The organism is Centipeda infelix ATCC 43532, assembly GCF_000234095.1.
Lineage (GTDB): Bacteria > Bacillota > Negativicutes > Selenomonadales > Selenomonadaceae > Centipeda > Centipeda infelix.
In genome coordinates, this window is the sequence record NZ_JH376799.1 from 252,233 (window position 1) to 273,298 (window position 21,066).

Here is a 21,066-nt window from a genome sequence, read left to right on the forward strand (position 1 = left end):
TCTTTAGAAGATTCCTACGGCAATTTCCCCATTCAGCATCTGCAGCCGTGCATTGCGCAGCTCTTCCTCTACCTTCTTTTTTACCCCGTTAATCGTGGCATTGACACCGGGGAAAATCGTATCGGAGGCGGCGATGGAGCCGTTTTTCATCTCCTCCAGCTCCTGCTGCATCCGCTCGAGTTCCTCCTTCATCTCCTTGATATTGGTAGCAAGTGGGAACTGCTCGTGCGTCATCTCCGCCAGCTGCTGCCGACGGCGTTCCGAAAGGCTCATGAGCGGCTGCTGCTTGAGCGTCGCAAGAGAAAGGCGAATCTCTGTCAGCCGCTTGATCGCCGCCTGACAGTCTTTGGAGAGCACATCATAACGCTGCTGGAGATGTGGATCGACCCCGACATTCAGATCGGTCTGCACGTAAAACTGGTTGCCTAACATCTTCGCGCGGATGGACTCTCCTGCGCTGATCTTTCCCCCCGTAATAATACCGCGCCGGCCCTCCACACGGACGTTGTGTCCTGCACGCATCTCCGAGTGCAGAACGACATCATTGACGAGGATATCGCGCCCTGCCGAGATGTTTGCATTCTCGACAAAGGAGATGCTTACATCCTCTAGTGCACGAATCCGCCCGCTGTTCATGCCGCGAATGCCACCGCGCACAATGACGTTGCGCCCCTCGACATCTGCACCGCCGACCACGCCTTTGATCTCAATGTCACCCGTTGCACGGACGGAGAAGCCGCTCTCTACATCCCCCTTGATTTCGATGCTGCCGGCAAAGTCGATATTCCCCGTACCGACATCAACCCCCGTGTCAATCACAAGATGCGGGTCGATGCTGATCTTCTTTCCGTCATCGACAATCTGCCCGTCGATGACGGCCACGAGTTCATGTGTATTTACAATCTTCGTATTCTTCCCCTGCGGAAGGGGCACAGATTTTCCGGGCTTTGCCGGAACTGCCTCGCCAAACACATTGGTTCCCGGTGTCCCCGCTGTCTCGGGGATATGCACGGCGACAACGTCACCGATCTGCGCGCGGATGAAAATGTTCATATCCTTGTAGTCCACGCGGTCAAAGGCACGCAAAGCGGGCCGCCCCTTCTCCCCCATATCGAATTTCTTTTCGATGCGTGCGTCCGTCCCCGCAATCGGCGGCGTTCCGCGCGCTGCCATAAAGGGGGTCATCCGTGCAACACCGCGCCGAATCGCATCGCGGTCGATCCCGTAAACCACCTTCTTTGCTGCAAGTCCGTCCAATACATCGGAAACAGATGGCGGCAGATTTCCCTTCTTATCATCAAAGCGTACCGCAGCCGTCATCGCATCACGTGCAACCTCGATGGTAAAGGGTATGACAACATTCTCGGAGGTGTCCCCCGTCTCAGCTTCGAGCCGCGTTTCAACACCGTCTGCAGCCCGCACGATGCGTGCGAGCTGCAGGACATCGTAGTCTGTAATCCCCTCATCCTCAAGGTGCTTGCGCAGCGTTGCCAAATCGACGACAGCAGTACCCTCACCCTCCGGATAGACCGTAATGTAGTTACCGTCCGCCTTCACAACAAGCTGAAAGCCGTCCTGTTTTCCCCCGACCGTACGCTCCATAGTACCAACTCCCGATCCATCCAATCGCACCTGCAGCGGGTTCTTCATCCGTTGCCGTCGGAAACACCGATCCATTCATCGGTGTCCCTACTCTTCGTCGTTCATCCGTGCCAGCGAGCCGCGCATACGGAAGATCGCCTTCGTATGGAGCTGCGAGATGCGTGCCTCCGAGAGGTGCAGAATCGCCGCAATCTCCTTGAGTGTCAGTTCATCGTAATAGTAAAGCGCCACGACGGTGCGCTCCTTTTCGGGCAATTTCTCAATCGCGGCGGCGAGCGTCTCTTTGACCTCCGTCCATTCCGCATGTTCCACGGGGCCATCCTCCAGTGAGGCAGGAGCATCCGTGCGCAGATACTCCTCAAGGGGGATGATCGTCGCTGCGCTGACTTGCCCTTCCAGGTGACGCAGGCCATCCATCGTCAGATCCAGCTCGGCGGCAAGCTCCTCATCGGTTGCCGTGCGTCCGAGCTCTCCTTCAAGACGCGCAACTGCTTTCTCGTATTTTTTAATATTCTGACGCACACTGACGGGAATCCAGTCCTTTGCACGCAGATGATCGAGCATCGCTCCGCGTACACGCACCCCCGCATAGGTCTCGAATTTATTGCCGCGCGTCAGCTCATAGCGCTCGATCGCATCGAGCAGCCCAAAAAATCCGCTGCTCAGGAGATCTTCCCGATCGACGTGCTGCGGCAGACTGATGGCGATGCGTCCTGCGACCAGCCGAACAAGGGGTAGGTAGTGCTCGGCGAGGCGGTTGCGTACTTCCACGGTCTTTTCCTTCTCGTATGCCCGCCACAGAGCTTCAATATCCTCAGCCCTCTGCTCCTCCGCCATCGCACTCACCTCCTCTCAGCCTCTTCACCGACACGCTCACGCCGGCGCGGGGGTTCCCTCTTCCTCCGGTGCCCTCATGTGGACGAACGCGTCCTCCGACAGCGGCTGGAATTTCGTCGGTGCGGCGAATTCTTCTGCCGCCTTGCTGCCGGCCTCCACCGCATCGAAGTCAATGTCATCCGCATCGTAGTGCTGTGCCTGCATATCCTGTATCTGCTCGAGAGGTTCTTTGTCGAACGCCGCCCAGCCCTTTGCTTCCAGTATGAATGCGACGAGATAGGTGAACAGTCCGGCACACAGGAATGCGATAAAACTTCGCAGGAATGCCGTGGTCACGCGTGCGTCCCCGATCATCCCCGTGAGAAATACGACGAGTGCAGCGATCACAGAAAACACCAATGCCATACCGACTTTGAACATCCCTTCACCTTCCCTTCTATATTGTCTTGTCTCCCTTGCTGACGGTCTTCACCGTATACGTTCCGTCATTGAGATCAATCGCAACCGTACGTCCATAGTTCAGCCCCGTATCCTCTGCAATGAGACGAATCCCGTGCTGTGCAAGCAGCTCTTTTGCCGCCTGTGCATTGCGCTCTCCGACGCGCATGACGTTCGTCGTATTGGAGAACGCAAACATCTGTGCACCGCCTGCAATCTTTGCCACGAGGCGGCTTTTTGACGCACCAAGCTTCAAAACATCCGCGAGCATGAGCGGAAACCCCGTATCAATGAATTTTGCCGGCGTATCCGAGGGACGCGCCTGTTTGCTGTCCGGCAGCATATAGTGGAGCAGCCCCCCCACCTTTGCCTGAGGATCATAAAGGGAAAGTCCGATACACGAGCCCAGTCCGTAGCTGATGAGTGTGGACGGAGCTGCGCCGACTTTGTAGTCGGCCATACCGACTTTTATCAAATCCGGCATATCATCCAACTCCTACCGCATTCATAATGCTGCCAAGGGATCCGGGATCCGGGACCAGGAAGAAATGTCCGTTGATGCTCCGATCCTCGGCGACAAAATTTGTCTCGATGAGGAGTGCATGATCTCCCATCTCGCCAAGCTGTACCAAAACGACATTGAGGATTGCCCCCGCCATATCCACAGCAAGCGCAGGGATGGACGGCAGCATACTCATGCCCGTGAACGTGTAGAACGCATTCAGATAGGATCCCGCAAGGATGTTGCCGATCTCCATAAGTGCCGACTCATCCATCGCGTCGAGCTCATGCGTATCACCGCGCTCACGTCCGAGCAGCGTATCCACAAGTGCAAAGGCACTCTCCCGTGGGATGAGAAAGAGGATGTTGCTCGGTGCTTTGCCATAGACGCGCAAGAAAATACCGACGACAACCAATTCCGGTCCGCCGACAAATTCCGGTACATCTTCAATTGGAACAAGCGCCACATGAGGCACATTCATCTCTATGCGACGCTGGATGAGACGGGAAAGCGCCGTTGCAGAATTCCCTGCGCCGACGTTTCCAATCTCCCTGAGCACATCCAACTGCAGCTCTGACAGTTCTGTCAGATTCTCATCTACGCTCATAGGCCCTACCTCTTATCACCGTGCAGCAAAGGAAGCACGACTGCCTTTACTTTGCCTCTTTCGGCAGACCAACAATCTCCTCGAGGTTGAGGAGAACGATGAGTCTTCCCTTGATATTGCCAATACCGCTAAGGAATCGGCTGCTCTCGCGGGCATTCATCGCCTTCTTTGTATCAATGGGCGCGTTCTCGAGGCTCAGAACCTCAGTCACGGCATCCACAAGCATGCCGACATGGACATCCTCAACAGAGACCGTAACGATGCGCGTACGGTCGGTATACGGTGTCTCCGCAAGCCCAAGGCGCTGCTTGAGGTCAATAACGGGGAGCACCGAGCCGCGCAGATTGATGACGCCCTTGATAAAATCCGCCGCAAACGGAACGCGCGTGATGTCCGTGAGATTGCGAATCTCCTGTACGTTCAGAATGCTGACGCCATATTCTTCATCGCGAAGATTGAACGCCACATACTGCGAGTTCTGCGGCGTATTTCCCTGATTCATATCATCTGCCATCTTCTTTGCCCTCCCCTTTTACTGCTGTATCATCGTCGCAACATCAAGAATCAGCGCAACTCTTCCGTCGCCAAGCACGGTGGCCCCGCCAAAGAGCTTGAGTCCGGCGAAGAGATTGCCAAGTGTCTTGATAACGATTTCCTGCTGACCGATCAGATTGTCGACAACAATGCCCGCCTTTGCCTCGCCTGCATGGACAACGACAACGAAATGCTCGTCGGAGTCCTTCGTATGCGGAACCTGAAGAGCCTCCTCCATGCGGATAATCGGGATGATCTCCCCGCGCAGGACGATGACCTCCTTGTTTTGAACGGTCTGAATATCACTCGGCTCAATGTTGATCGTACTGTCGATGGATGTGAGAGGAATGGCGTACATCTCCTCCTGCACCCGTACGAGCATCGCCTGAATGATCGCAAGCGTGAGCGGCAGCTTGATCTTGAACACAGATCCTTCGTCGATATGCGTCTCGACATCGACGTGCCCGGAGAGCGCCTCAATCTTGCTGCGCACAACGTCCATACCGACGCCGCGGCCGGAGATATCCGTGATCTGTTCCGCCGTCGAGAAGCCCGGCAGGAAGATCAGTCGAACGGCATCCGCATCGTCGAGGCTGTCCGCCTCACTCTGCGAGATCATGCCCTTCTCGACCGCCTTGCGGCGGATCTTGTCCGCATCTATGCCCGCGCCGTCGTCCGTGATCATGATGACGACGTTGTTGCCCTCGTGGCGTGCGATGAGGCCGACCTCCCCGGTGCGCGGCTTTCCCTTTGCCTCGCGCTTGTCGGGACTCTCAACACCGTGGTCGAGCGAGTTGCGCAGGAGATGCATGATCGGATCGCCGATCTCATCAATAACGGTACGGTCCAGCTCCGTCTCCTCACCCTCGATCGTGAGGTTGATGTCCTTGCCGAGCTCCTTCGACACGTCGCGCACCATACGCGGGAAGCGGTTGAACACGGCACTGACCGGAACCATGCGGACCTTCATGACAATGTTCTGCAGATCGCCCGTGACGCGATCCATCTGCTCGAGCGTCTCCATGAGGTCGCTCAGACGATGCGTCTGTCCAATCTGTTCCAGACGCACCTTGTTGATAACCAGCTCGCCCATGAGGTTCATGAGGGTATCCAGTTTTTCGATATCGACGCGGACACTCTGACTCTGATGCTGTTTCTTCGCAGGAGCAGCAGCGGGCTTTCCCGCCTCCTTCTTAGGCGCAGGTGCTGCCTTTGCCGCAGGCGCGGCCGCAGCGGGAGCTGCCGCCGGAGCGGGAGCGGCTTCCTTTTCCATCTTGTCGGGATCAACTGCCGTGACGGCAATGTCTTCGATCTCAGAAACGGTATCTACCGCATTCTGCATCGCCTCGGCATCACCGCTCGTAGCAATGAGCACGTCAAAGCTGCGCTCAAACTTCTCCTGCTCAAGATCCTCGGCAGGGGGAACACTCTTTAGGACATCGCCGACCTCATCCAGTGCATGCATAACCATAACAGAACGCGCTGCCTTGAGGACGCAGGTCTCCATCAGTGTGACCTTGATATGGAAAAGGTTCATCCCGGCTTCTTTCGCCTTCTTCATGACATCGAGGTCGATGTCATCGAGGTCAAGGGTCGCGCCGGCAGCAGCATCACCGCCAGATGGCGCTGCCGCAGGAGCCGCCGCAGCACCATCTGCTGCAGGTGCGGGCGTTCCTTTGGAGATAGAACTGAGCTTTGCGACGAGATCCGAGACATCGACGACATCCTCTGCCTCGCCGTTGCCGACACTGTCCACCATCTGTTCGAGTGAATCGAGACATTTGAACAATGTGTCCATAATGTCCTCGTTCAGCTTGAGCTGGCTCTTACGGACGAGATCCAGAACATCCTCCATCTCATGCGTGAGCTCCGCAATCTTGGCAAAGCCCATCGTCGCCGACATGCCCTTCAAGGTGTGTGCGTTGCGGAAGATGTCGTTGACCGCATCGATCTCCTCCATGTTCTCCTCGAGACGCAGGAGTCCTTCATTGAGTGACTGCAGATGTTCATGCGACTCATCCAGGAACATATCCATATACTGGTTATCCATTGATATTCCCCCTATTTCCTATCTTCTCACAGCCGCCTCGATTGCATCGGCAATCTGCGGCAATGGGCATATCTCATCGGCCAGCCCCGCGTCAATGACGGATTTTGGCATTCCGTAGACGACGCAAGTTGCTTCATCCTGCGCGATGCAGTAGCCGCCGTTTTCCTTGATTCTGCGCATCCCTTCGCGCCCGTCACTGCCCATCCCCGTAAGGATCACGGCAACAACATCCTTTCCTAGATGTGCAACGGAGTCATACATCACATTGACCGCAGGGCGGTGATTTCCAACGGGCGGTTCATCGCTGAGGGCAATGCGCCGTACACCGTTCTCATGCAGCACCCGCAGATGATAATTTCCCGGTGCAATATAGACGCAGCCGGGCTCGAGCAGCTCACCATCCCGTGCCTCTCGTACGCTCACACGCGCCACGCTGTGCAGCCGGCTTGCCAGTGCGTTTGTAAATCCCGCCGGCATATGCTGCACAACGACCACAGGGCAGGGAAAATGCTCGGAAAGTCCCATGATGACCGTCTGTAATGCCTGTGGTCCGCCCGTTGACGAACCGATGACAACCAGCTTTGAACGGGGCGATCCTCTGCTTCCTGTGACCGTTTTGTGCTTCACTCCATCAGTCATTTTTCACGCGCTCCACTTGAGCCCGCTGCACCTGGAACAGATAGCGGATGATCTTATCCCTCATGCTGCGTGATATCTCCTGAAACTGTACACCGATGTGATAGATCGGCGTGTCATCCTCGCGCTCGATGCGCGTACACCGCATAACGCGGGTCATCAATTCAAGCGTGCCGATTCCCGGAATGTCATTGATCTCCAGTGCTGCCTCCATATCATGCGACACCTGCTTCGGCCAAACAAACGCAAGACCGCTTCCGCTGAGATCTATGACTGGGACGCGTTTTGGTGCATCGATCTTACCCTCGCGGTCAACCAGGCGTACCGTTGCCGTAAGGTTCACCTTGATGCGGAAAAGGCCACGCTTCTGGAAGCGCTCCGCGACCTCCGGTATGGAGATGTGGAGCACGGGGATGCGTCCTTCATGACGTCCGTGACTGCGGTGCACGCTGAAAAAACGATAGTGGCAGCCATCCCCGCCTGCAAGAACATAGAGATTTTCTCCCACACGTGGGATAATGGGGACACGGCGCTCATCAAGCGGCATGGCAACAACGAGTTCGTCTCCGATGATGTCCTCAACACGGCTTGTATAGCCGGAGTCACCTTCCTCGCTGTTTTCAAAGAATATTTCCAGCCTCTGTCCAATAGCTAAAATACTCCTTGCCTGTACCAATTCGCCCGCCATCTGAAATATCCTCCTTGAGAATGCTCAAAACTTAAAAATTTGCTGTAAAAAACCTTTCCATCCCCGTTTCACATTCATTTCTCCACCCGTGATCAAAGACTGTGCCAGTGCGTCGATACAGCGTGCTGCTGCTGCAGTCGGCTCTGCCTTCAGGAGAGGGGTCTGCTTCCGCACGGCTTTTGTGACTGCCGTATCCTCAAACACATAGCCGAGACAGTCCACGGGCATATGCAGGAACTTCTCTGCGGCGCGCTGGAGCTTCTGTGCCACCTCGCGGCTCTCCTTGGCCTCATAAACGCGGTTGATAATGAGCCGGAGATTCTTCTGCGCGGCGTAGATGCTATATGCCTTCATTACTGCATAGGCATCGGTGAGAGATGTCGGCTCCGGTGTCGTCACGAGCAGCACCTCATCGGCGGCAAGGATAAAGTCCATGACGTTGCGCCCAAGCCCTGCGCCTGTATCCACAAGAATCAGATCGGCGCGTGTGGCACAGTCGGCGAGTTTTTGCTGGAGCAGAAGTTTCTCTGCATGATCGTATTCAAGCGCCTTTTCAATCCCTGAGCCGCCTGAAATGTACTGAATATCATGCGGGGTACGGACAATCACATCGTCCAGTGTCACCTCCGGACGAAGGAGATCCAACAGATGTCTGCGCGAAGCGGCACCAAGCAGAATGTCCACATTCGCCATGCCGAGGTCCGCGTCGATGACGAGCACCCGATGTCCCCGTTTCTGAAGTGCAATCGCAAGGTTGACGGCAAGGTTGGTTTTCCCGACCCCTCCCTTGCCGCTCGTAATCGCGACCACACGTACATTCGCCCAAGCCTCCGCCTGTGCAGGCGTGACCGGCGGAGCGGCTGCCGCACTCTCAGAGCCGACCATCTGGCGCAGCCGCGTTGCCTGATCTGTCATATCATTTCCTCAATAGCAGCTCCGCCAGGCGATCTGCCGTCGCGGGGAGAATGTCATCCGGCACGCTCTGCCCGTTCGACAGGTATGAGAGCGGCAGCCCATCTCCCGCAAGCAAATTGACCACCATCCCGATCGTGCGTGTCTCATCCGTCTTGGTAAAGATGATGCGATCCGGCTTGCACGCGGAAAAACGCGTCATGATCTCGGCAACATCCTCTTCCTTCGTCGTTGCACTGACAACGAGATGCTTCTCCATGCGCGGATGCGCTGCAAGCAGCTCCTTCAGCTCTTCCATCTGGAACTCGTTGTACTGACTGCGCCCCGCCGTGTCTACTAGGATAAAATCTTTACTGCGATGCCGTGCAATTGCTTTCTTGAGATCTGCAGCAGAGTAGACAACTTCCACCGGCAGGCCCAAAATCTCCGCATATTTTTTCAGCTGCTCCACCGCTGAAATGCGGTAGGTGTCTGCGGTGATGAGCGCCCCCTTGAGGTTTGCCTCCAAGACAAAATGGGCAGCGACCTTTGCCAGTGTCGTGGTCTTACCGACCCCCGTCGTCCCAATAAAGGCAACGACGCGCGAACCATGAGCACCGAGCTTGAGTCCGTCGGTGAACTTCATCACCTGTGCGAGATAGCCGGACAGCACGCTTACGGCGCGGGGATCAAGGCTGTCGAGATTCACATCGGCAACAGATACCTTCGCAGAGAGATCCGCGCAGAGATCCTCGCGCACATCCTGACGACGCAGCGTATCCTGTATGGTCACAACTTCCTTGGGCTGATTCGCTGCCATCATGGAGGCGAGCATCGTCTTCATCTGTGCAAGCTCATCCTCAAGCAGCCGAATGCGCTCTGCCGAACCGTCATCCTCCGCCGCCTCTGCAGAAGGAGCTGACGCTGGGGTCTCATACGAGGACGGCGTCTGTGGAACAGAAGTCTGCGGCTGCACTGCAGCGACGGGCGGAGAAGCGTACACCTCTGCAGGACGGCCGGTCTCCTGTTCCGTATATGGCTGCGGGGCCGGCAACTCTGTTCCATAGGACGCGGTATCGTAAGACGGCAAAACGCCCCTTGCCGGCAGAGCCGTCGCAGACCCTTCCTGAGGCGCAGGAGCGCTCATCCGATATTGGTTGAGCACATTGGATGGGAGAATCGGTTCTGCCGGCGGGACGTAGGCCGACGGCGCACGTGGCACACGCGCCTGCGTCTCGTCGACGGCAGCGGTCACTTCAATCATCTCCGCACCGCCAAGGACACCACCCTCACGATATTTTTTTGTATGGAGGAGTACGGCATCACTGCCGAGTTCATCCTTGATCTGTTCCATCGCTTCCTTCACGGAAGAGGCACGAACCGTCTTGACCTGCACTTAGATTCTCACCACCCCAAGGATCTGGATTTCAACATTCTGCTCAATCTCCGCATGGGAGAGAACAATGAGCCCCGCAATCGAGCGTTCGACAAGATTGCGGAAATAGGGCCGCACGGTCGGACTCGTCAACACAATCGGTTGATAGCCCTGATCTGTCAGTTTCTTCAGCTCCTCCTGCAGTGCCGCAAGCAGTTTCTGCATCGAGTCGGGGTCAAGGCTGACGTAGGAGCCGTGCTCCGTGCGCTGCACGCTGCCCGCAATTTTGTTCTCAATCGCAGGGTCGAGTGTAATACACGGGAGAACGCCGTTCTGGACATTCTGTTGTGTGATATGGCGTGCCATCGCATGACGGACGTACTCTGTCAGAATATCCGTATCCTTCGTCGCCGCACCGTAGTCCGCGAGCACCTCGAGGATCGTGCTCATGTCGCGGATGGAGATGCGCTCATGCAGGAGATTCGCAAGTACCTTCTGCACCTCGCCCACACTGAGTAGGTTCGGGACGACCTCGTCCACGAGCGCACCGTTTGTCTTGTGGAGGTTATCGAGGAGATTCTGCGTCTCCTGACGCCCGAGGATTTCGGCGGCATGCTGCTTGATGATCTCCGTGAGGTGGGTCGCAAGCACAGATACGGCATCGACCACGGTGTAGCCGTTCAACTCCGCCTGTTCACGCTCATTCTCCGAGATCCAGAGTGCGGGCAGGCCGAACGCGGGCTCCGTTGTCTCGATGCCCGGCACCTCCTCGAACACCGTTCCTGAGTTCATCGCAAGATAGTGGTCAAGCATGAGCTCACCGCGTGCGATCTCAATGCCCTTGAGCTTGATGATGTATGCATTCGGCTTGATCTGAATATTATCGCGGATACGAATGGTCGGTACGACGAGACCAAGTTCCAAGGCGCATTGCCGCCGGATCATGACGATGCGGTCGAGCAGATCGCCGCCCTGCCCCGTATCGACGAGTGGGATAAGGCTGTAACCAATCTCGAGTTCCATTGGATCGACCTGCAGCAACGAGACGATATTCTCTGGGGTCGTCGCCTCCTTCTTCGCCTTTGCCTTCTGCTCGACCTGCTGCACTTCTTGCTCCACCGCCTGACCGCGCCTGAGATTCCATGCGATGACGCCACAGATCACGGCAAGCACGGTGAAGGGAATCCCCGGCAGCCCCGGCATAATGGCGAGGAAAAGCAGCACGCCTGTGAGAATCATGAAAATACGCGCATTGTGGAAGAGCTGCTTCACGAGATCGCCGCCGAGGTTGCCCTCTGCCGCCGAGCGCGTAACAATGATACCGGTCGCCGTCGAGATGAGAAGCGCGGGGATCTGCGCGACAAGGCCCTCGCCGACCGTCAGCAGGGTATAGGTCTGAAGTGCCTGCGCCGCATCCATATCGCGCTGCAGCATACCAATGACAAAGCCGCCGCCAATGTTGATGAGCATGATGACGATTGCGGCGATCGCATCCCCCTTGACAAACTTCGATGCACCGTCCATTGCGCCAAAGAAGTCGGACTCACGCTGCACCTTCTCGCGACGGCGCTTTGCCTCCGCATCTGTGATTGCCCCCTGGTTCAGGTCAGCATCAATTGCCATCTGTTTACCGGGCATTGCATCGAGAGTGAAACGCGCTGAAACTTCCGCCACACGCTCTGAGCCCTTCGTGATAACAATGAAGTTGACAATAACGAGGATAACGAACACGATAAAACCAACCACGGCATTACCGCCGACAACGAAGTTGCCGAATGCAGTAATAACCTCACCGGCATAGCCGTTGAGGAGGATAAGACGCGTTGAGGAGATATTCAGTGCCAATCGGAACAACGTTGTAATGAGAAGCAGTGAAGGGAAAACCGATAGATCAAGTGCCTCCACATTATAGATCGCCGACATCACAACGAGCAACGCAATCGTAATGTTCAAACAGATAAGGATATCCAAGATGATCGTCGGCAACGGAATAATCATCATGATGACGATTGTCACGATGGCGACGGCGATCAGAACATCACTGTATCGCTGTATGAGATTGCCGGATGCAAGGGGATTTACACTGCCTGTCTGCGGTGCTGCCATGCTCTCACTCACTCCCTCGTTCCCTTTGGGGGACGAACGAATTCTTCGTTCCCCTCAATATTATACCAAATATTGCAAGTACGTCAAACACTAATCAAGACTTTTGTCATGGAGCAATTAACTTATGTGCAAATCTGCAAAAAAACGACAAAAGCATTCTGTCCGCTCACGCTCCGCGCCGCGTATGCTTGAGACGATAGACATACGCAAGCACCTCCGCGACTGCCTGATAGAGTTCCTGCGGTACAGAGTCGCCCACCTGGACAACAGCAAACAGGGTGCGTGCAAGCGGCTTGTTCTCAACGATCGGCACACGTGCTTCACGCCCGATTTCCTTGATGCGCTGCGCAACGAGATCTTGCCCCTTTGCAATGACCACCGGTGCGGACATCCCCTGTTCATAGGAAAGTGCTATGGCGTAGTGTGTCGGGTTCGTAATGATGACATCCGCCTTGGGGACTTCCTTCATCATACGAGCCATTGCCATCTGCCGCTGTTTCTGGCGGATCTTTCCCTTGATTTGCGGATCGCCCTCCGTCTGCTTCATCTCGTCCTTGACTTCCTGTTTCGACATCTTGAGATCCTGTGTCGTTTGCCATTTCTGATAGCCATAGTCCAGAAACGACATAATCATGATTACGCCGATGACGACGAACGCCATTTGGAAGATGATCTCGGCAACGAGTGCGAGGCTCGTCGTCAAGTCAAAGAACATGAACTGCGGCATCGCTAGGAGCTGTTCATGAATAAAGCGATAGAGGAAGAAGCCAATCACGAGGATCTTGAAGAAAGACTTCACAAGCTCCACGAGGGAGCGCTTCGAGAAGATGCGCCCAAAACCGTTGATGGGGTTAAGTTTGTCCAGTTTGAACTCAATGGACTCCGTATTGAAGTTGAGCCCCACCTGAAAGAAGTTAATTGCAAGTCCGATGAGCATGATGAATAGCATGATCGGAAACGCAGTCTTTGCAAGGATGAGGACAATGCCGATGAATATGCGGACAATATTCTCCGTATCCACGGTTTGGTTCAGATTGGTGAACACGTAGGTCGTGTAGGTCGCAATAGAACCATAGATCGAATCCCACAGCAGCTTGAGTCCAAAGAATCCAATGAGCAGCACAAACGCACTGTTGAGTTCCTGACTGCGGGCGACCTGCCCCTTCTTGCGTGCATCGGCACGCTTTTTCGCCGTCGGTTCCTCTGTTTTTTCGCCCGCGAAACGCTGGAGGTCAAAGACAAACGGCACTCTATTGGAGAGCGCGTACCGCGACTGATATATTTCCATACATTTCATGAAACAGCACATCCAAAAACAGGACATAGAACGGAATCACCATCGACAGCACGGTAATGCCAATCATCAGCTGCATCGGAATACCGACAACAAAGATGTTCATCTGCGGCATCGTACGTGCGAGTATGCCAAGCCCGACATTCGTGAGCAGAATGGCAAAGGTGATCGGCATCGCGATCTTCATCCCCGTGAGAAAGATCCCGTTCGTGAAGTTCGCGATGAGAAGCGCCATTGAGATGTTCGGCTCTAAGCCCGCAATCGGAACGATGCGGAAGCTCTCCATCAAAGCGGCAAGGATCATGTGATGCCCGTTCGTCACGAGCAGAATGATGATCGCCAGATTATAAAGAAAACTTCCGATGAGCGGTATCTGCTGACCGGAAGTCGGGTCGACAACATTGACAATAGCAAACCCCACCTGCATATCCATGACCTTGCCCGCCATTGTAATCGCCGCAAAGGAGATGTATGCCACAAAGCCGATCAGCCAGCCAATAAAGAGTTCGCCGACGACGGCAGCAGCAAACATGATAATGCTCTCGGGTGCTGTCACCGGTCTCAGCCCATCGAGAACCGGATAGAGAACCACCGTGATCGCAAGGGCAAAGCCCACACGAAAGTACAGGGGGATATTCATACTGCCGAAGAACGGGGACATGAGAAAAATGCCGCTGATACGCGTAAGCGCGAGCAGGAACACCGCAATATGCCCTTGCAGGAGTTCGTAGAGATCCATGCGCTGACACTCCTTTCAGCGCAAATACATCGGCAGATTGACAAACACATTCGTCACGTACTCGACCATGATGCGCAGCATCCACGGACCAAAGATCAAGATGGCGACAAAGACCGCAATGATCTTCGGAATAAAGGCGAGTGTCTGCTCCTGAATCGAGGTCGTTGCCTGAAAGACCGCCACCAAAAGGCCCACGATCAGACCGAGCCCCAACATGGGTGCCGAAACCAGCAGGACGATCATGAGTGCCTCTTGGGCAAGCTGGATGACCAAATCTCCGGACATCGCTTCGCCCTCCCGTCAGCGGAAACTCATGATGAGCGACTGGATCAGGAGATGCCAGCCATCCACCATGACAAAGAGCAGGATCTTGAACGGCAGCGAGATCATGACCGGCGGCAGCATCATCATACCCATTGACATAAGCGTACTCGCAACGATCATATCGATGACGATGAACGGGATATAGATCATAAAGCCGATCTGAAACGCCGTCTTGAGTTCACTGATGATGAACGCCGGAATGAGTGTGAACGTTGAGACATCCTCCGGTCCCTCCGGGCGCGGCGCCTCCGAGAGGTTGACAAAGAGCGCAAGATCGGATTCCCGCGTCTGGCGGAACATGAACTCACGCATCGGATCCACGATATTCTCAAGAGCCTGTTCCTGCGAGATCTGCCCCGCAAGATAGGGCTGTATGCCGTTCTCGTTTGCCTGTCCCCAATAGGGAGCCATGATGTAGAACGACAGGAAGAGCGACAGTGCGATGACCACCTGGTTCGGCGGTACATTCTGCGTCGAGAGCGCATTCCGCAGGAATCCAATGACCACAACAATGCGGACAAAGGATGTCGTCATCACGAGAATCGCAGGCGCAAGAGAGATAACAGTAAGCACCGCCAGAAGCTGCATTGTGGTCGCAACTTCCTGCGGATTCTCCGATGTCCCTACATTGAGGCTGACCGTCGGGACCAGAGGCGCAGCACCCACATGCCCCATCCCTAACAGCAGGAGGAGCGCCGCACTCCCCAAAACAAGCATTTTGCGCCCCAATCCCTTCTCCCCCATTTCTTCTTGCCGTCCTACTTTCGGAAGAGCGGCGGTATCTTTTGAACGAAATCCGACAGTGATCCGAACTGCTCCTGAAAGACGCCGCCCTCCAACGGTGCAGAGGTGCGAATCTCCTCCACGGTCTCCGGATCGTCAATTTCCGTAATCAGCCGGATATTCGTATCCGTCACGCCGAGTACAAAGACACGCTCGAAAAGCTCCACCACACAGACCGAACGGTTCGGTCCGAGCGGCAGCTGCAGATAGACCTGACCGCCCCGTGCCGCGAGACGCTGCATGGATTGTTTGCCAAAGGCGCGTGCCACAATATACGCGAGCAAGACGACAAATGCAAAGACAGCAAAAAGGCTGACCACGTATGCGACCGTCGACCACCATGACACGGCCGACGGGCGCGGGTCAGCCTCTTCATATCCGGCTAAGTATCCGCCGCCCGTCTCACCTGCGGCAGACACATCCCCCATGCACACGAAAAGAAGGAAGCATCCCAGCAGCAAGGACAGAGAAAATATTCGTCCGTTCATCAGCCGACGGCTTTGCGAATGGCCTCCAGCACGCGATCCGCCTGGAACGGCTTCACGATGAAATCACGTGCACCTGCCTGAATCGCCTCAATGACCATCGCCTGCTGTCCCATCGCACTGCACATAACAACCTTGGCAGCGGGATCGACTTTCTTGATCTCCTTCACAGCGGTGATACCGTCCATCTCGGGCATTGTAATATCCATCGTCACGAGATCCGGCTTGAGTTCCTGGTACTTCTCCAGCGCCTTCATGCCGTTCTCAGCCTCACCAACGATTTCATAACCGTTCTTCGACAGGATGTCCTTCACCATCATTCGCATAAATGCTGCATCATCAACGACCAGAACGCGAGTTGCCATTTTCTCATCTCTCCTTAAATCCGTCAGAACATCCCTCATCCAAAGGGTGCGAATCAGGCACATAAAGAGTATGTGCTTTTTTTCGTTACTCATTATAACGAAAAGTCCCCTTTATGACAAGGATTTTCTACACTACTCCCAAAAGTTCCATTACCTTCCGTTACTGGAGGCGTGCAGCACGCTCCAGCGGGCTGACAATCTCCGTAATGCGAACGCCGAAGTTCTCGTCGATGACGACAACTTCTCCCTTCGCCAAATACTTGCCGTTGACCATGATGTCCACGGGTTCTCCGGCGAGCTTATCCAGTTCCACGATAGACCCCTTCGTCAGGTCGAGAATGTCCTTGATCGACTTCTTCGTGCGACCAAGTTCCACGTTGACCTGAAGGGGGACATCGAGAATAAGACCGATATTGGCATCGTTGACCTGTACCGGAGAAGAACTCAGCGGCGTAAACTGTGCCGACTGTACCGGTACATTGGATGCGACATGTGGCTGCATAGGCGGTGCTCCATATCCATAGTTTGCAGGTGCAGCAGCTGCAGCCGGAGGCGCAGCCGGTGCCGATGCCGGCGCGGGTGCGGCGGCAGGCGGCGGCGCAGCAGCAGCCGCCACGACAGCTTCTTCCTCGTTGTCGACATCCGCTGACTGATTCATCAGCGCATCGACCATATCCCTTGCGACATCGAGCGGTAGGAGCTGCATGATCTCGCTGTCAATGAGACCATCCACTTCCATGCGGAACGATGCCTGAATGATCGGATCTGCTTTATCGAGGAGTTTAGAGACAACTTCCTCTGTCCCGAGGTCAACCAGAGTGACAGCAGGCGGAGTAATATCCACCTTTTTGTTGAACATTGAGGAAAGCGAGGTTGCAACACTGCCCATCATCTGGTTCATGCACTCGCTGACCGCACTCATGTGGAGCTCGTTCAGCTCCGTGTCGGGATTGGTACCATCGTTGCCCATCATCAGATCGGCGATAATTGCTGCATCCTTTGCCTGGATACAGAGGACATTGTTGCCCTCGATCCCAATGCTGTAGCCGACTTCGACCACGAGGAATGGTATGGGATATTTTTCTTTAAGCGCACGCAGATTCGACACCGAGACGGTTGGGGTCGTGATCGACACCTTGCGCCCGAGAAGGACGGACAGCGTCGTCGCCGCACCGCCCATCGAGATATTGCCGATTTCGCCGAGCGCGTCGCGCTCCAGATCAGTAATACCGGCATCACCGGCAGGAGACGAATCGTCTGCAGCAGCAGCGTCGGCAGGAGACGATTCGCCCGCAGCTTCCTCAGCAGGAGGGTCACTCGATGCTCCCCCGTTCAGGAGGGCATCGATCTCCTCCTGCGAGATCATTTCATCACTCATTCGCGTCGTCATCTCCTTCTATAATGCCGGATATTTGCACAGCCATGCGCTTTCCGGAGGTTCCCGGATGTGCGCGGAACTTTGCGTTTGTGCCGACGTAACAGATTAGTTCATCCTTCGTCAGCGTATCGAGCTGGAGCACATCACCGAATCCAAGTGTGAGAAATTCGTGGATTGTGATATTGACCGAACCGAGCTCCACCTTGAACGGCACATGTGTGCGTTCGATCTTGCGCTGAAGCTCCGCCACTTGCTCGGGCGAACTCTCCTTATCTACGGAGGATGCCACCCAGAACGAGGTGGTCAGCTTCGACATGACCGGCTCAAGCACCAGATACGGGATACAGATGTTCATCATGCCGTCCACATCCCCAAGCTTGACATGGATTGTGACGAGCACAACCATGTCGCTGGGCGGAACGATCTGTGCAAACTGCGGATTCGTTTCCATCGTCTCGAAGTTCGGACGGAACTCCACCACATTGCTCCATGCTTCCCTGAAATAATTTGTCACCGTATCAATGAAACGGCGCATAACCGCCGTCTCAATATCCGTCAGCGCACGCGACTTGATGCCGGATTTCCCTTCTCCGCCAAAGACGCGGTCGACGTAGGCAAACGCCAGACCCGTGCCGACCTCAATGATGATATTCCCCTTCAGCGGCGGCAGCGCAAGGATGCCAATCACCGAGGGATTCCCCATGGACTGGACAAACTCCTGATAGGTCACCTGCTCGACCGACATCACCTCGATCTCGACCATCGTACGCAGACTCGCCGACAGATACGTATTTAAGAGACGCGAAAAGCTCTCATGCAGCATGAAGAGCGTTCGAATCTGATCCTTGGAGAATCTATCCGGGCGCTTGAAGTCATAGACCTTGACCTTGCGTTCCTCTTCTTCCGCCTTGACTTCCTCGGCGGAAACCGAGCCATCCGAAAGAGCCGAAAGCAGCTTATCTATTTCGGATTGAGACAGTACGTCCTCAGCCAAGACTCTTCCCCCTTCCCACTATGCAGTGATTCATCTTACTTACTGCAGCAGGAAGCTCGTGATGTAAACATCATAAACAGAGCCCTGACCCAGGCGCTCGTTGAGCGCATCCTTCAGCTGCTTCTTGAGCGCATCCTGGTTGGATGCGTCGAATTCCTCGAGCGGTGCGGCACGCAGGAACTGCATCGTCGTATCGAGGATCTTCGTCTCTGCAACGGAGCCGACCTTGCCGTCCACCACGTTGTCAGACTTGCCCGGATTCAGTTCGAGGACGATGCCCGCCTTCAGGAACTTGCCCGCACGACCACCGCCAACATTGACGAGGATACCTTCCTTTGGATCACCGAGCTTATAGAACACGCCGGGGTCATGATTTGCCCTGCCCCCGCCTCCATCTTCAGCGTGTGAAGGCGTTTCCGCCTGCGAGAAGATGTAGTACGAGATTCCGCCGGCTGCTGCCACCGCGACCAGAACCGCCACAACAACCACCACAATCATCATGAGCATAGGTGATTTCTGCTTGGGCTGCTCCACCGCCGCCTGTTCTTCCTTTTCCTCCGCCATGAGTTATTTCCCTCCCTAAAAATGACCACGAAGCCGCAGCGGCTCCACACACAGGCACTCCCTTGCCATGTAGAGGAACACCGTCCTCCCATTATACCAAAGGAATGGAATTTCGCCAACTAATTTTGATGAAGCGCACGGCGATACTTGATCGTGCGCCGCACAATCTCCTCCATTGGTTCCTCGACGATCAGTTTTTTCCCATTGGTAAGTGTCACCACGGTATCCGGTGTCTCCTCAATGCTCTCGATGATCTCTGCGTTGAGAACGAACTCCCCCCGTTTGTTCGTCTTGGAGTTGAACTTCGTCAGCATGATCATGACAGGCTTCCCCTCCGTTCCCTTTCCGTCTTTCTCAATGCGCAGAAAAAATCATGCGCACATTACTACCTGATATTATTTCGCCGTCGTCATCACTTTTCCTTTTTTTCGGGACTATTTTTTTCATCATATCTTAAATATTTCACAAAAAATTTATCCAAGCTGAGATAAAAAGGCAAGGGAGCGCAGCGGCTGACCGGCGAGTTCCTGTATATGCGCGAGCACGAGCGCCTCTGCAGCCATCAGTGTTCCGCCGCGCAGCTGCATGGGTACGGGGTGTGCCCAGTCGAGCTGTTCGAGTGCGACGAGGAGCAGCCGCAGCTCCTCCGAAAAATCTGTGGCATCTTCCGTACAGCAGTCCGCACAGAGAGCTCCGCCCTCGCGTGTGTGAAAAAAGGCATCGCCCGTGATCTTTGCGCCGCAGTGAAGACAGTTTGCGTAACTCTGTCCGAGCCCCGCCGCCGCGAGTGTCTGGAGTACGGCGGCGAGTGCTGTCACGCGCGGGTTACGCGTCTCGAACGCCGTGAGGATCGCCGCGAGTTTGTGAAAAAACACTTCATCCGCAACGCCCTCGGGCAGCAGCGCACGGATTACCTCTGCAACAAACGTCGCGTATGCGAGTGCCGTGAGATCAAGCGAGAGCTTTGCATGGTGCGCACGTACGCTTGCTGTCTTGACTGTCTCCAGACGCGCCCCCTCGGCGAGCTGCAGATCAGCGTGCACGAACATCTGCATCGCGCCTGCGAGGGGGCTGCGCGGACGACGACAACCGAACGCGGCGGCGCGCAGGAGTCCGCGCTCACGCGTGAAGATCGTCATGACCTTATCCGCCTCACCCCAGCTGCGCGTGCCGAGTACGATGCCCTCCGCCGCATAGAGAGCCATCTACACCTCCGTCCCCCGCCGCTCCTCGGCAGGCTGAATATCGGCAGAAGCCTTTTTCTGCGGCGGCTTCTTTTTCACCTCGTCAAGCGGCATCACCGCCCCCGCCGTCAGCATATACTGCAGAGCCTCCTCCTTTGGGATGTCGATCGTCACAGCATCCTCCTCCCGGACGAGCAGCGTCGTCCCCGAGGTCATGTTGAGACTCCACGGAACAAAAACACAGATGTAGCCGCCGCCCATCGCCTCCTGAAAGCGCGGCGGCAGATCCGCCATCACAAAGCCGAGCGCACGCCCGCCCTGATAGGGTATATGGACGACGCGCTTGAAGTTGCTGCTCGAGTCGAGCACCGCCTCCGAGAGACGCTTGACGCTCGTATAGATGAACTTCACGAACGGGATCGTCCCGATCAGCGTCTCGCCGAGCGAGATGATCTTTGCAAGTGCCCAGTTTGTCGATGCCCAGCCGACAGCGTAGATCACAAGGATGAGCGTAATGATGCCCATGCCGGGGAAATAAAAGGGCAGATACTGCCCGAGCACACCTTCGGTAAACCGCAGCGTCCACTCGATGACGAACAGCGTGATGATGACGGGCACGAGGACGAGCAGCCCATTGACAAAGCGGCGTGACATACGATTAAGCTCACGCTGATACATCCGATCAAATGT

At 55.5% G+C, this 21,066-nt stretch carries 24 protein-coding genes; all 24 read right to left on the reverse strand.

The features are described 5' to 3' along the window. Nucleotides 1-3: 3 nt before the first annotated feature. The gene (locus tag HMPREF9334_RS07245) at nt 4-1,602 is read right to left on the reverse strand and encodes a flagellar assembly protein A (protein WP_006692827.1); all 1,599 of its coding nucleotides are present in this window, start codon (nt 1,600-1,602) and stop codon (nt 4-6) included. An 87-nt stretch (nt 1,603-1,689) separates the two neighbouring features. Beyond that, nucleotides 1,690-2,439, reverse strand: a complete 750-nt coding sequence (locus HMPREF9334_RS07250) for a FliA/WhiG family RNA polymerase sigma factor (RefSeq protein ID WP_006692828.1) — start codon at nt 2,437-2,439, stop codon at nt 1,690-1,692. A 36-nt stretch (nt 2,440-2,475) separates the two neighbouring features. Beyond that, on the reverse strand, nt 2,476-2,859 hold the full coding sequence (locus HMPREF9334_RS07255) for a hypothetical protein (protein ID WP_006692829.1): 384 nt from the start codon (nt 2,857-2,859) through the stop codon (nt 2,476-2,478). Nucleotides 2,860-2,875: 16 nt separating this feature from the next. Further along, nucleotides 2,876-3,361: a chemotaxis protein CheD gene (locus tag HMPREF9334_RS07260; RefSeq protein ID WP_006692830.1), complete on the reverse strand. Its 486-nt coding sequence runs from the start codon at nt 3,359-3,361 to the stop codon at nt 2,876-2,878. 1 nt (nt 3,362) lies between these two features. Next, nucleotides 3,363-3,986: a chemotaxis protein CheC gene (locus tag HMPREF9334_RS07265; RefSeq protein WP_006692831.1), complete on the reverse strand. Its 624-nt coding sequence runs from the start codon at nt 3,984-3,986 to the stop codon at nt 3,363-3,365. 46 nt (nt 3,987-4,032) lie between these two features. Continuing rightward, entirely contained in the window at nt 4,033-4,500 is a 468-nt protein-coding gene (locus HMPREF9334_RS07270; RefSeq protein WP_006692832.1) for a chemotaxis protein CheW, read from the reverse strand. Between the two features lie 18 nt (nt 4,501-4,518). Next, nucleotides 4,519-6,570, reverse strand: a complete 2,052-nt coding sequence (locus tag HMPREF9334_RS07275) for a chemotaxis protein CheA (protein WP_006692833.1) — start codon at nt 6,568-6,570, stop codon at nt 4,519-4,521. 18 nt (nt 6,571-6,588) lie between these two features. After that, nucleotides 6,589-7,209, reverse strand: coding sequence for a CheB methylesterase domain-containing protein (locus tag HMPREF9334_RS07280; protein ID WP_006692834.1), 621 nt, complete (start codon nt 7,207-7,209; stop codon nt 6,589-6,591). Further along, entirely contained in the window at nt 7,202-7,894 is a 693-nt protein-coding gene (locus tag HMPREF9334_RS07285; RefSeq protein WP_006692835.1) for a flagellar brake protein, read from the reverse strand. The genes HMPREF9334_RS07280 and HMPREF9334_RS07285 overlap by 8 nt, the downstream gene beginning before the upstream one ends. Nucleotides 7,895-7,918: 24 nt before the next feature. Then, a complete protein-coding gene (locus tag HMPREF9334_RS07290; protein ID WP_006692836.1) occupies nt 7,919-8,809 on the reverse strand; it encodes a MinD/ParA family protein in 891 nt (296 codons plus the stop codon). Between the two features lies 1 nt (nt 8,810). After that, nucleotides 8,811-10,181: a flagellar biosynthesis GTPase FlhF gene (gene flhF / locus HMPREF9334_RS07295; RefSeq protein WP_006692837.1), complete on the reverse strand. Its 1,371-nt coding sequence runs from the start codon at nt 10,179-10,181 to the stop codon at nt 8,811-8,813. After that, nucleotides 10,182-12,266, reverse strand: coding sequence for a flagellar biosynthesis protein FlhA (gene flhA, locus HMPREF9334_RS07300; RefSeq protein ID WP_006692838.1), 2,085 nt, complete (start codon nt 12,264-12,266; stop codon nt 10,182-10,184). A gap of 166 nt (nt 12,267-12,432) precedes the next feature. Next, complete coding sequence (gene flhB, locus HMPREF9334_RS07305; protein WP_006692839.1) at nt 12,433-13,554, reverse strand: flagellar biosynthesis protein FlhB; 1,122 nt, start codon at nt 13,552-13,554, stop codon at nt 12,433-12,435. Further along, complete coding sequence (gene fliR / locus HMPREF9334_RS07310; protein ID WP_006692840.1) at nt 13,517-14,299, reverse strand: flagellar biosynthetic protein FliR; 783 nt, start codon at nt 14,297-14,299, stop codon at nt 13,517-13,519. The genes flhB and fliR overlap by 38 nt, the downstream gene beginning before the upstream one ends. Before the next feature lie 15 nt (nt 14,300-14,314). Continuing rightward, complete coding sequence (gene fliQ / locus HMPREF9334_RS07315; RefSeq protein WP_006692841.1) at nt 14,315-14,584, reverse strand: flagellar biosynthesis protein FliQ; 270 nt, start codon at nt 14,582-14,584, stop codon at nt 14,315-14,317. Between the two features lie 15 nt (nt 14,585-14,599). Then, a complete protein-coding gene (fliP, locus tag HMPREF9334_RS07320; RefSeq protein WP_006692842.1) occupies nt 14,600-15,367 on the reverse strand; it encodes a flagellar type III secretion system pore protein FliP in 768 nt (255 codons plus the stop codon). 14 nt (nt 15,368-15,381) lie between these two features. Beyond that, nucleotides 15,382-15,894, reverse strand: coding sequence for a FliO/MopB family protein (locus HMPREF9334_RS07325; RefSeq protein WP_006692843.1), 513 nt, complete (start codon nt 15,892-15,894; stop codon nt 15,382-15,384). After that, nucleotides 15,894-16,256 (reverse strand): response regulator, encoded by a 363-nt coding sequence (locus tag HMPREF9334_RS07330; protein ID WP_006692844.1) that lies wholly within the window; start codon nt 16,254-16,256, stop codon nt 15,894-15,896. Before HMPREF9334_RS07330 ends, HMPREF9334_RS07325 begins: the two co-directional genes overlap by 1 nt. 160 nt (nt 16,257-16,416) lie before the next feature. Beyond that, on the reverse strand, nt 16,417-17,634 hold the full coding sequence (gene fliY / locus HMPREF9334_RS07335) for a flagellar motor switch phosphatase FliY (RefSeq protein WP_006692845.1): 1,218 nt from the start codon (nt 17,632-17,634) through the stop codon (nt 16,417-16,419). Next, nucleotides 17,627-18,628 carry a flagellar motor switch protein FliM gene (gene fliM / locus HMPREF9334_RS07340; protein ID WP_006692846.1) on the reverse strand — a complete coding sequence of 334 codons (1,002 nt, stop codon included), beginning with the start codon at nt 18,626-18,628 and terminating at the stop codon, nt 17,627-17,629. The genes fliY and fliM overlap by 8 nt, the downstream gene beginning before the upstream one ends. 39 nt (nt 18,629-18,667) lie before the next feature. Beyond that, complete coding sequence (locus HMPREF9334_RS07345; RefSeq protein WP_006692847.1) at nt 18,668-19,192, reverse strand: flagellar basal body-associated FliL family protein; 525 nt, start codon at nt 19,190-19,192, stop codon at nt 18,668-18,670. Between the two features lie 119 nt (nt 19,193-19,311). After that, complete coding sequence (locus tag HMPREF9334_RS07350; protein ID WP_006692848.1) at nt 19,312-19,512, reverse strand: flagellar FlbD family protein; 201 nt, start codon at nt 19,510-19,512, stop codon at nt 19,312-19,314. Between the two features lie 153 nt (nt 19,513-19,665). Further along, nucleotides 19,666-20,397: a DNA repair protein RecO gene (gene recO, locus HMPREF9334_RS07355; RefSeq protein ID WP_006692849.1), complete on the reverse strand. Its 732-nt coding sequence runs from the start codon at nt 20,395-20,397 to the stop codon at nt 19,666-19,668. Continuing rightward, nucleotides 20,398-21,054: a DUF502 domain-containing protein gene (locus HMPREF9334_RS07360; protein ID WP_156792926.1), complete on the reverse strand. Its 657-nt coding sequence runs from the start codon at nt 21,052-21,054 to the stop codon at nt 20,398-20,400. It abuts the gene before it with no gap. Nucleotides 21,055-21,066: the final 12 nt, after the last annotated feature.